At 64.4% G+C, this 11,546-nt stretch carries 11 protein-coding genes and 1 pseudogene; 9 read left to right on the top strand and 3 right to left on the bottom strand.

From position 1 onward, the window contains the following. Positions 1-12 precede the first annotated feature (12 nt). The 6 genes from JN280_RS12205 to JN280_RS12230 all read left to right on the top strand — a co-directional run bounded on the left by JN280_RS12205 (position 13) and on the right by JN280_RS12230 (position 5,865). On the top strand, positions 13-1,071 hold the full coding sequence (locus JN280_RS12205) for an aromatic/alkene monooxygenase hydroxylase subunit beta (protein WP_202312487.1): 1,059 nt from the start codon (positions 13-15) through the stop codon (positions 1,069-1,071). 17 nt (positions 1,072-1,088) lie between these two features. After that, the gene (locus JN280_RS12210; RefSeq protein WP_202312489.1) at positions 1,089-1,457 is read left to right on the top strand and encodes an MmoB/DmpM family protein; all 369 of its coding nucleotides are present in this window, start codon (positions 1,089-1,091) and stop codon (positions 1,455-1,457) included. 73 nt (positions 1,458-1,530) lie between these two features. After that, the gene (locus JN280_RS12215) at positions 1,531-2,553 is read left to right on the top strand and encodes an amidohydrolase family protein (protein ID WP_202312490.1); all 1,023 of its coding nucleotides are present in this window, start codon (positions 1,531-1,533) and stop codon (positions 2,551-2,553) included. A 5-nt stretch (positions 2,554-2,558) separates the two neighbouring features. Continuing rightward, on the top strand, positions 2,559-3,368 hold the full coding sequence (locus JN280_RS12220) for an iron-sulfur cluster assembly protein (protein WP_202312493.1): 810 nt from the start codon (positions 2,559-2,561) through the stop codon (positions 3,366-3,368). A 56-nt stretch (positions 3,369-3,424) separates the two neighbouring features. Continuing rightward, positions 3,425-5,056, top strand: coding sequence for a molecular chaperone GroEL (gene groEL, locus JN280_RS12225; protein WP_202312494.1), 1,632 nt, complete (start codon positions 3,425-3,427; stop codon positions 5,054-5,056). Positions 5,057-5,175: 119 nt separating this feature from the next. Then, on the top strand, positions 5,176-5,865 hold the full coding sequence (locus JN280_RS12230; protein WP_202312495.1) for an aquaporin: 690 nt from the start codon (positions 5,176-5,178) through the stop codon (positions 5,863-5,865). Between the two features lie 85 nt (positions 5,866-5,950). Here JN280_RS12230 and JN280_RS12235 read toward each other — a convergent pair whose 3' ends face one another. The 3 genes from JN280_RS12235 to JN280_RS12245 form a co-directional block, all read right to left on the bottom strand. Next, entirely contained in the window at positions 5,951-8,026 is a 2,076-nt protein-coding gene (locus JN280_RS12235; RefSeq protein WP_202312496.1) for a sigma-54-dependent Fis family transcriptional regulator, read from the bottom strand. A gap of 81 nt (positions 8,027-8,107) precedes the next feature. Beyond that, a complete protein-coding gene (locus JN280_RS12240; protein ID WP_202312497.1) occupies positions 8,108-8,581 on the bottom strand; it encodes a hypothetical protein in 474 nt (157 codons plus the stop codon). A gap of 105 nt (positions 8,582-8,686) precedes the next feature. Continuing rightward, entirely contained in the window at positions 8,687-8,854 is a 168-nt protein-coding gene (locus JN280_RS12245) for a hypothetical protein (protein ID WP_202315356.1), read from the bottom strand. A 66-nt stretch (positions 8,855-8,920) separates the two neighbouring features. On the opposite strand from JN280_RS12245, the pseudogene JN280_RS12250 reads away from it, so the two are divergent. The 3 genes and pseudogenes from JN280_RS12250 to JN280_RS12260 form a co-directional block, all read left to right on the top strand. Continuing rightward, positions 8,921-9,208: pseudogene (locus JN280_RS12250) on the top strand (ABC transporter permease); the annotation flags it as partial. Between the two features lie 115 nt (positions 9,209-9,323). Continuing rightward, positions 9,324-10,958 carry an AMP-binding protein gene (locus JN280_RS12255; RefSeq protein ID WP_202312498.1) on the top strand — a complete coding sequence of 545 codons (1,635 nt, stop codon included), beginning with the start codon at positions 9,324-9,326 and terminating at the stop codon, positions 10,956-10,958. Positions 10,959-11,042: 84 nt separating this feature from the next. Beyond that, entirely contained in the window at positions 11,043-11,543 is a 501-nt protein-coding gene (locus tag JN280_RS12260) for a hypothetical protein (protein ID WP_202312499.1), read from the top strand. The last annotated feature ends 3 nt before the right edge of the window (positions 11,544-11,546 follow it).

Below are 11,546 nucleotides of genomic sequence, written 5' to 3' on the forward strand. Positions count from 1 at the left end.
GGAGTGAGGACTATGCCTGCAACTTCGAGTTCGGTCGGGTCGGGCGCCGCAGGCGCCGCCATATTCTCCGATTCCGACAGCCGGAAATACCGCTATTTCGATCCCAGGGGCCAACGCGCGACACATTACGAGGACGTCACCGTAGACGTGCAGCCCGATCCGGAGCGCTACCTGATCCAGGACTGGATCATCTCATTCGCCACCGGCAAGGGGGCCTATGTGAAGGACAACACCGCCGCGCTCAGTTCCAACTGGCATGCCTTCCGCGCGCCCGACCAGGAATGGGAGCGTACGCATTATCAGCGCCAGTCGAAGATCGAGACGATGGTGCAGAGCGTCATCGCCAACGCCCGCAGGGCCGGCGCACCGAAGACCTTCGACAAGGTCTGGGCAAAGATCCTGCAAGCCCATCTCGGCGCCTGGAAGCACGCCGAATTTGGCCTGGGCACGTCGCTGATGCAGGCGCAGCGCTACGGCTACACCCAGATGATCAACAACGCGACGCTGACCAACTCGTCCTACAAGCTGAGGCTCGCACAGGACATCACGCTCTACCTCGCCGAAATCGGCATGGACATCCCAGGCTGGGACGACGAGGTCGGCAAGAAGACCTGGCTCGAGGACCGCGTCTGGCAGGGCACGCGTGAGGCGGTCGAGACGATCATGGGCACGTCCGACTATCTCGAGCAGTATTTCGCCATCAACATCGTCTTCGAGCCGCTGGTGGGCGAACTGTTCCGCTCCGGTTTCCTGATGCAGGTGGCGGCAGCCAACCACGACTTCATCACTCCGCCGGTAATTTCGGCGGCCGAGGCCGACTACGAGCGCAACCTCGCCAACACCATCGACCTCGTCTACCTGCTCGCCCACGACGACAAGCATGGCGCGGGGAACCAGAAGCTCTTCCAGGGCTGGCTGAAGAAGCACCGCTCGCTTGCCGACAAGGCGGCCCTCGGCCTGCAGCCGATCTGGTCGATGCCGCACTCCAAGCCGATTTCGTTCGATGACGTCCGCGCCCAGTCCGAGGAGCGGATCGGCCAGATCCTCGGCGAACTGGGCCTCAAGGACTGAACAAGGGAGACACAGACATGTCAACAGCAGCACGCGACGCAAGCCAGTCCAACATCTTCAAGTCGATGAAGGACATCACCTTCGAGCAGACCATCTCGCACCAGTGCGGGGTAACGATGAACGATTCGGTCGAGGCCCGGGCGATCGCCGAGTTCATGGCCAAGAAACCGGGCGTTACCGTCACCTATCAGCCTGCGATGATCCGCATCGACGGCAACGGCAAGCTGATCTTCAAGATGGACGAGATCAGCGAATATCTCGGCCGCGATATGACCGCCGAGATCTTCGAGGTCAATACCTCCACCCACTACGGGCGAATGGTCCGCATCGACGACAACACGGTGATCCTGTTCGGCGATATGGACGAGGTCTTCGAATACATCTGAGCAAGCCCAAGCCCCGGTGCGTCGCGACACGCGGCGCGCCGGCCGACCAATACGGTTTTTTGCGGAGGCACAAATGTTCACTACCCCGGAAGGCAAGGAAATCTTCGTCGTCGACGGCCACACCCATTTCTGGGACGGCAGCCCGGCCAATCAGAGCAATGTCCACGGCAAGCAGTTCATCGACTGCTTTTACGGCTATCACACCTCGCTGAGCCCGTCGGACCAGCTCTGGCCCAAGGAGAAGTTCGAGAAATACAGCGCCGACGATCTCTATCGGGACCTCTTCGTCGACGGGCCCGATGACGTGGCGATCGTGCAGTCGACCTACCTCAAGGACTTCTACAAGAACGGCTTCAACACGCTCGAGCGAAACTCCGAGATGGCCAGGCGTCATCCCGAACGCTTCATCGTGAACGGCTCCTTCGACCCGCGCGACGGCGAGAAGGCGCTCGAATACATCCATTTCATGAAGGAGACCTACGACATCAAGGGCGTGAAGATGTACACGGCCGAGTGGAATGGGGCCTCCAAGGGATGGAAGCTCCACGACCCGCAGGCCTACAAGTGTTTCGAGCTCTGCGAAAAGCTCGGCATCAAGAACATACACGTCCACAAGGGACCGACGATCATACCGCTCAGCAAGGACGCCTTCGATGTCCATGACGTCGACCATGCGGCGACCGACTTCCAGAACCTCAACTGGATCATCGAGCATTGCGGCCTGCCGCGCCTCGACGACTTCTGCTGGATCGCAGTCCAGGAGACCAACGTCTATGGCGGCCTCGCCGTGGCGCTGCCCTTCATCCATTCGCGGCCGCGCTACTTCGCCGAGGTCATCGCGGAACTCCTGTTCTGGGTCGGCCCCGACAAGCTGTTGTTCGGTTCGGACTATGCGATCTGGACGCCGCGCTGGCTGGTCGAGAAGTTCTGGGCCTTCGAACTGCCCGAGGACATCAAGAAGGAGCGGGGCGTCGACCTGACGCCGGAGATCAAGGAGAAGATCCTCGGCCTCAATGCGGTCCGGCTCTACGACATCGACATCGCAGCCAGGAAGGCGGCGTTCGCGGGCTCGCCCGTCGGCATCGCGGCGGAGTAGGCGCCATGAACCCGGCCGGCACGTCCAGCAGGCGCGAGATGGAGCTCTGGCTGCGCCTTGAAGAGGTGAACGACCCGGAACTCGACGAGCCCATCACCTCGATGGGTTTCGTCGAGCGGGCCGAGGTGATCGGCGATGGCCGCGTGGCGGTCGACTTCCGGCTGCCGACCTATTGGTGCTCGCCCAACTTCGCCTTCCTGATGCTTGACGGCATCCGCCAGGCACTGGACGCGCTGTCCTGGTCGCCGGCCTACCAGGTCAGGCTGCACGACCATATGTTCGCCGAGGAGGTCAATCGCGGCATCGAGGAAGGCAAGTCGTTCGGCCAGATTTTCGGCGAACTGGCCGGCGACCAGGATATCGAGGCATTGCGGCAGACCTTCCGCATGAAAGCGTTCAAGCGTCGCCAGGAGGCGATGCTCGCGGCACTGAGGCAAAAGCGCCTTACCGACGACGAAATCGTGGGGATGGACCTTTCCGCCTACGACGCGGCCAGCCTGCAATCGGCCGAAGTAATCAGCCAGAAGGCCCGCTACAGGCAGGCGCTGATAGCCCGCTGGCCGGGCAGACGGCTTTTCGAGCCCGCCTTCGTGACCTGGGAGGGGGAGCGGATTCCGCCTGCGGCTCTCGGCGCCTATCTCGCCGAGCTGCGCAGCGTGCGCATCAACATGGAGTTCAACGGCGCGCTGTGCCGTGGCTTGAAGGGGACCAGGTACAAGGAGCTCGACCTCGTCGACGGAGAGCCGACGCTCGTCGACTTCATCCTGGATCGCGTTCCACACGTCAGCTGCGCCGGCCGCCGGGTTCAGAACTGAAGCAGGGCCTCGCGTGAGGCCGGAAGCAAACCGCCCTCTCGGCGGAAGGAGGAGTCATGCCCAAACTTATGATCCACAACTCCCATGCCCGCCGCGCGCTTGCACGTGGCGTTTTCCAGCTCGCGGCGGCGGTCGAGCCGACGCTCGGGCCGAAAGGCATGAATGCGATGATAGACAGGCCCATCGGCACGCCGATGGTGACCCGCGACGGCGTCAGCATCGCCTCGGAGATCGAACTGCACGACCGCTTCGAGAACATGGGCGCGCAGGTGGTCCGGGAAGTGTCCATGCAGACCAATGAGATCGCCGGCGACGGGACGACGACAGCGATCGTGCTCGCCAATGCCCTGATCCAGGGTGGCGTCGAGGCCAATGAACGGGGCGCCAAGTCGGTGGACCTGTGCAAGGGCATCGACCTGGCCGTGACAAAGGTCGTCGAAGCGCTGAAGGCCTCGGCGAAACCGGCCAGCTCCAACGGCAGCCTGGCAGCTGTCGCAAATATCGCCGCAACGGATCCCAAGCTCGGCGCGCTTGTCGCCGAGGCTTACGAGCGGGTCGGCGCCGAAGGCGTCATCACCACCGACTTCAGCGTGACGACCGAAACGACGCTCGACGTTGTCGAGGGCATGTCCTTCGAGCGCGGCTATCTTTCCCACCACATGGTCACCGACCAGGAGCGGATGGAGGTCATACTCGACGGGCCCTTCATCCTGATGACGGACCTCAAGATCAAGGAACCGCAGGCGCTCGACGCTGCCCGCAGCATCGCCGACAAGGCGGGCAGGCCACTGCTTGTCGTCGCCGAGGAAATGTCGCCTGAAGTGGTGGTAACGCTGCTCGGCAAGAACGGGCCGGGCAGGTATCTCGTCGTTCATCCGCCGGAATACGGCCATTGGCGCAAGGCGATGATGGAGGATCTGGCGATTCTGACCGGCGGCCGGGTGATCGCGCGCGATCTCGGCGGTCGCCTCGAGGACGTCACGCCCGACGATCTGGGCACGGCCGAGCGGGTGAGGACCAGCGCATCCCACACTTCGGTCATCCGCGGCGGCGGCGATACGGCGGCGATCGCTGCGCGTCGCGCCCAGGTGCAGCGCCAGTATGAAGCGGCACCCCCGAACATCGAACAGGACAAGCTGCGCGAACGGCTTGCGAAACTCTCCGGCGGCACGGCCGTGCTCTATGCCGGCGGCGTGACCCCGGTCGAGCAGAAGCGCACGATCCAGCTGATCGAGGATTCGCTGCATGCCGTGCGCGCAGCATCCGAGGAGGGTGTGGTCGCCGGCGGCGGCGCCGCGCTCGCCCAGGTCTCACCGGTCCTCGACGCGGTGCTGGCCTCGGTCGACGGCGATGTCGCCGACGGGGTTCGGCTGGTCAGGTCGATACTGTCGCGGCCGTTGTGGCGCATAGTCGCCAATGCCGGCGGCGATCCCGAGGCCGTGGTGGCGGAAGTGACACGCGTCAATGGCGGGTACGGCTACAACGCCGCTCTCGGCAAGTTCCAGAATATGTACGAGGCCGGGATCATCGACCCCGTCCGCGTCACCTGTACGGCGCTGAAGAATGCCGCATCGGTCGCCACCCTGATCCTGACGACGGAGACGCTCGTCGGCGACATCGCCGAGGACGAAGACCCGACGGCCGGACCGGCACTGGGCGGCGGCGCCGAGAAACTCGGCCGCGCCTGAGCGCACGGAAAGGAACAACCCAGCGCCCCGCACGACGACGTGACGACGCGAATGCTCGGGATCGGCCATCACAATGAGAGACGGCGGCCGATCCGGCACATCATACCAGGGAGTGGAAAATGAACAGATACGCCTGTGAATTCATCGGAACCTTCGCGCTGGTCTTCTTCGGCTGCGCAACGGTTCTATTCATGCGCTCGGAAGTCGGCCTGCTCGGCGTGGCACTGGCCTTCGGCCTGTCGGTGGTGGCGATGGCCTATTCGATCGGACCCATTTCGGGCGCGCACCTCAATCCGGCCGTCAGTCTCGGCTTCCTGGTTTCCGGCCGCCTCGGCCAGGGGGACTTCGTCTGCTACGTCATCGCCCAATGCCTTGGTGCGATCGTCGCCGCGGGGGTGCTCTTTGTCATCGCCCAAGGCAAGGTCGCCGGCTACGACATCGCAGCAAACGGCTTTGCCCAGAATGGCTGGTCGGCTTTTTCCGTTGTGTCGGCGTTTCTGTTCGAGCTTGTTGCGACCTTTCTGTTCGTCACCGTGATCCTGAACGCCACCGCACAAGGTGGCGCCGGAGCGATCGCCGGGCTGGCGATCGGCCTGACGCTGGTGGTGATCCATCTCGCCGGAATCGCCGTCTCCGGCGCTTCGGTCAACCCGGCCCGTTCGCTCGCACCGGCGCTGTTCGCAGGCGGAACCGCAATCTCGCAACTATGGCTCTATATCGTCGCGCCATGCCTCGGTGCAGCGGCGGCGGGGGTTCTGCTGCGCAACCAGGCGGCCACCCTTCGCGACGGCGCGGTGCAAGCTGCCTGACCCAAGGCCCCAAGGCTCCTCCCGCCCCATGGCACCGCAGCCATGGGGTTCTTTTTGAGCCGACGTGCCGGCGAGCCGGCGCAGATCAGACAAAGCCGCGGCGGATACCGAAATGGTCGAGCTTGCGGTAGAGCGTCGGACGCGAAATGCCAAGTCTCCGTGCGACGCGGCTGAGATTGCCGCCTTCGGCGGCCAGCGCGTTAATGACTGCCTGACGTTCCGCATCCTCGAAACTGAGGATCGGCCGCTCCACGGCCGCAGCCGCCGTATCGACGGGTTTTTCGGGCTCCTGGAAGTGCTGCGACACTGCCATCTCTTCGGGCAGGTCTTCGACCTCCACCCGGTCGCCGCGTGAAAGCACGTGCAACCGTTCGACCAGATTTCGCAGTTCGCGCACATTGCCCGGCCAGCGATAGGCCTCCAGCGCCTCGAGCGCGGGGTCGGAGAAATCAAGCAACGTTCCCCCGATCCGGTCGGCGAGCTTGCGGTTGAAATGGTCGAGGAGCAGCAACACGTCGGCGCCCCGCTCGCGCAAGGGCGGCACATGTATCGAGACCGTGCCGATGCGGTAGTAGAGGTCACGCCGAAAGCGTCCCGCTGCAACCTCTTGTTTGAGGTCGCGGTTGGTTGAAGCGACAAGCCGCACGTCCACCGGGCGATCGCGGCTGTCGCCAACCCGGTGGACAACTCGCTCTTCGAGCACGCGCAGCAGGAACGGCTGGATCTCGAGCGGCAACTCGCCGATCTCGTCGAGACTGAGGACCCCGCCGTTGGCAAGTTCGAAGACGCCTGGCTTGCCTTCACGACTGGCGCCGGTGAAGGCGCCGGCGACATGGCCGAACAGCTCGCTTCCGAAAAGTTCCCGGGTGATCGCTCCACAGTTCATGGCGATGAACGGGTCGTTCGGGGTGCGTCGGCTGCCGGCGTGGACGAGCCGCGCGAAGAGCTCCTTGCCGACGCCGGTTTCGCCCTCGATCAAAAGCGAGGTTACTTCACGCGATTGGGCGACGCGGCAAGCCACGTCGATTGCGGCCAGCAGCGCGTCACTGTCCCCGACGATTGCCGCGGCTGCCTCGCGCAAGTGAGGCGAAAGCGGACGGGAGGGACGTGCGGCGCGAGCTGTTCTGGTCGATGGGAACATAAGGGCGGCACCGCGAAGATCTCCATCGACCTTGAGCGGGCTGACACTGCATGCCGGCATGTCTTCCGGCAGCGCTTTGGCCAGGGTCGCGACCGGGTCCGCCTCGGGCAGTTGCAGACGCCGGCCATGACCTTGCGGCGACGGCTCGTCGGCCAGGACGGCGGCGGCGTAGTCCGGCAGGTTGTTGCGATAGATCGCCCGGCCGCGCCGGTCCACGATCATCAGGCCGTCGGTGTGGCGGTAGCGCGGTGCCGACGCAATGAACGCCTCCAACAGGCGCGTGCGCTCGGCATTCTGGTGGTCCGCCAGGGCCTTTTCGATTTCCCGCGCGGCGGCGGCGACAAGGGCGGTGTTGTGCGGCCGGAAGATGTCGGGATGGCCGGAAAGATCGACCACGCCGATGACCTTTCCGTCGAACGGATCCCGGATCGGCGAGCCTGCGCATGTCCACGACTTGATACCGGCGCAGAAATGCTCGGCGGCATGGACGAACACGGGCTCACCCGTCCAAAGGGCCGTCCCTATGCCGTTGGTGCCGACGACGTCTTCCGTCCATTTGCCACCGATGGCGAGATGGATGTCCATGCCGTCGTGAATGGTCTTCTTGTCGCCGATAGCGTCGATCAACATGCCGTCGCCGTCGGCCAGGACCAGCATGGCACCTGTCCCGTCGAGGAGACGGCCGATGGTGGCGAAGGATCGACGTGCGGCGGCGAGAAGATCGCCGTTGGCGCGCCTGAGATATTCGATCTCGTCCTTGCCGCTGTTGATGGGTGCTTCGCCCTGCTGGGCGTCGATACCGCCAGTGGCGCAGCGGCTCCACGAATCGTGGATGAGCGAGCGAACCGGGAAACGACGGCACGCTGCGTCGGCTTCGCCCGAAAGCAGCGTCTCCCACGCGCGCATGGTTATGCGTTCGTCGTAGTCCGCATTGATAGAAACCAGTCTTCCCGCTTCCGGACCGGAGCGTGAGCGACGGGTGGCGACCTGGATTTCGTCTTGGCCGATGTCTTTTTTCATCCAGTTATCACATTCGGGGGCCCCGGAATAATTCGTGACTGTCCTGGTTGCGTTCGAACTAGAAGGGAGGGGGCGCGGTCATCAGACAAATCCCAGCCGCGCACCGATGACGGCGGCGAACTGCTCTTCGCCTCCAGCCGCTTCGATCCCGGCGCCGTCCAGTTCGGCAAGCGCGGTCGCAATGCCGGCGTCGACCGGAGAAAAGAAGCCGTTGACCCTGGTGGCGAGCACGAACGTTTCGACGCCGTCCTTGCGGCGGATCTCGCCGATGTGGTGAAGCTGCTTGCCTGAATTGTGATCCACCACCACGACGCGCCCGTTGAGGCTTATCCGAACCTGCGGGTGAACCTCCGCGGGAGCCGGGCCACCGCTGATATGATGGAAGATCAGACCCTGCGCCTTCGGAGCTTCCCGCGGCGCCTTGCGCGCCGAATAGGCGCCGGAACTGATGTGGTCGGCTATGCGGGTGATGGTGGCCCGGTTCTGCTCGATCAATTGCTTGACCCGCATGTCCTCGCGCCGCGACCCGTCCCGCTTCGAAATGATCTCGACCATGAACCCTCCCAGATTCGTTGGTCCTGTATTCGTCATGACCGGCAAGGCCGGCGTGTTCCTCCGCGGCGGAGCCTACAGCAATTGCCTCGGGTCTGCCAGCAATCACTAATAGCCCGGAATGAGCGGCTTGCGGTGGTAGAGGGTTGCCGCAGCGTAGATGCCCGGCTCTTCGAACGCATTGTGAACGCTGCAATCCGCGGGCTTCCAGCCTTGTTCGACGCGCAAGCCGACCAATTGGACGCGCAGGCCGTAGGAGGCGACGATCCTCTCCATGCGCTACTTGAACGAGACCGAACTCTGCGGCCGCCGGCAAGGTGCTCACCAGCGACAGCCGGACGCCTGGCGACGATCGCCGGCTCCATGCCGCAGTTCGGCCTGCTCCTGATGCTCGTGCTGCTGCCGCTGCAGGTGCTTTCGGGCGCCACGACGCCGCGCGAAAGCATGCCCGAGATCATCCAGACCATCATGCTCGCAGCGCCCAACACGCATTTCGTCATCCTGGCGCAGGCCGTGCTGTTCCGCGGGGCCGGGCTGACGGTCGTATGGCCGCAACTCGCCACGCTGCTGGTCATAGGGTCGGTGCTCTTCTTCTTTTCGCTGCGGCGGTTCCGGCAGTTCCTGAGATAGCGCGCGTCAACGGCCCTTCCGTCGACGTTGGTATTCCATTCCAAACAGGCTATGACGCAGTGCGGAATCGCGGCCGCCTGCCGCCGGCCCGCCATCAAGGGATCAGACGCGCACGATGCTCGAACGGCGTGACCGCTACGAAGACCTCTATCGCGACTTCCGCTGGACGATACCGGAGCGTTTCAACATCGGCACGGCCGTCGCCGACGGCTGGGCGGCGCGCGCGCCGGACCGTCCCGCGCTGTTCGACTACGATCCCTCGGGGCCGGCACGGACACTCAGCTTCGGCGCGCTCGCCGCGCAGTCCAACGCGCTTGCCAATGCGCTGCGCAAGCTCGGGGTGCGCCGCGGCGACCGCGTCGCGCTGCTCCTGCCGCAATGCTTCGAGACTGTCATCAGCCATGTCGCGATCTACAAGCTCGGCGCGATCGCGGTGCCGCTGGCATTGCTGTTCGGCGTCGAGGCGCTCGAATACAGGCTGCAGACGGCGGGCGTGAAGGCGATCATCACCAACGCGGCCGGCCACGCCAAACTCAAGCGCATCGGCGACCGGCTCCCCGATCTCCGGCATGTCGTCGTCGTCGAAGGAACGGATGGCGACGGCCTCGGTTTCCGCCGGCTGGTCGCCGACCATTCCAAGCATTTCCAGGCGGAGGATACGGGGCCCGACGATCCCGCGATGATGATCTTCACCTCGGGCACGACCGGCCCGCCGAAGGGAGCGCTGCACGGCCATCGGGTGCTGCTCGGCCACCTTCCCGGCGTGCAGATGGCCTATGAATTCCTGCCCGGGCAAGGCGACCTGATGTGGACGCCGGCCGACTGGGCGTGGGCAGGCGGGCTGCTCAACGCGCTGCTGCCGTCGCTCTATTTCGGGGTACCGGTCGTCGCGTCGCGTTTCGAGAAATTCGATCCGGAAAGCGCGCTGCTCCTGGCCGAACGGATGAAGGTGCGGACCGCCTTCATTCCGCCGACGGCGCTGAGGATGATGAAGGGCGTCAGCGGGATCGGGGCGCGCTTCAGCCTTGATCTTCGGGCAGTGTGCTCGGCGGGCGAGGCGCTCGGCCGCGAGACCTTCGATTGGGCAAGAACCGAACTCGGCCTCACGGTCAACGAGTTCTATGGCCAGACCGAATGCAATCTCGTGCTCGGCTCCTGCGGCGCGATCGGCATCAGCCGGGCCGGCGCGATCGGCCTGCCGGTGCCGGGGCATCGCGTCGCCGTCATCGACGGGGAGGGGCGCCGGGTGAAGACCGGCACTCCCGGCCAGATCGCCATCGCCCGTCCCGACCCGGTGATGTTCCTGGAATATTGGCGCAACGAGGAAGCGACGGCGAAGAAGTTCGTCGGCGACTGGATGACAACGGGCGACCAGGGGATCGAGGACGAGGACGGTTATGTTCATTTCTTCGGCCGCGACGACGACGTCATCACCTCGGCCGGCTTCCGCATTGGCCCGGGCGAGATCGAGGACTGCCTGACCGGACATCCGGCCGTCGCGCTCGCCGCCGCGGTGGGCAAGCCCGATACGCTGCGCACCGAGATCGTCAAGGCCTATGTCGTGTTGAAGGACGGTTTCGCCGCGTCGCCCGAACTCGCGGAGGAGATCAGGCTCTGGGTGCGCGAGCGGCTGTCGGCGCATGAATATCCACGCGAGGTGGAGTTCGTCGATTCCATGCCGCTGACGACCACGGGCAAGGTGATCCGCCGCATCTTCAGGGACCGGGCGAAGAGAGAAGCCGCGGTGTGAACTGAAGGGTTCGTCCGCCGCGGTGAACTGAAGGGTTCGTCCGCCGCGGTGATGGCCTATTGGAACTTTACTGGGGGACTTCGAATGATGTTCAGAGCAATCGCGGTCGCTACCGCCCTTTTCGTGTTGACCGTGGCTGCTTCGACGGGATTGGGGCGGACGGCCGAATGGGACCGCTACAAAAACGGTCGCTATGCCTATTCGATCGACATGCCTCCGGGCTTTTCGGAGATTGTTGAGGCGGACAACGGCGATGGCGGCAAAGCCCATTCGGCCAAGGGAGATGCCGAGCTTGTCGTATGGGGCACGATCCTGACGGATCTGACGCTGAGGGAGGATGTTACCCAGCGCATTCTCTCGGATGAGGAGGAAGGCTGGAAGCTCGCCTATAGTGGCGGCAATGATGCTGGCTGGAACTGGTCCGCCACGCGTGAGGGACGCATCCTCTATGCGCGGGCGGTACCGCTTTGCGCCGATGAGGCCGCCTATTTCCGCCTGGAATATCCGGCAGCCGACAGGAAGGCCTTCGATGCGGTGGTGGAACGGCTGGTCAGGAGCTTCGGCAGCTTCGAAGGCTGCGAATAGGCT

Origin of the sequence: Mesorhizobium sp. L-8-10 (genome assembly GCF_016756635.1) — a bacterium.
GTDB lineage: Bacteria > Pseudomonadota > Alphaproteobacteria > Rhizobiales > Rhizobiaceae.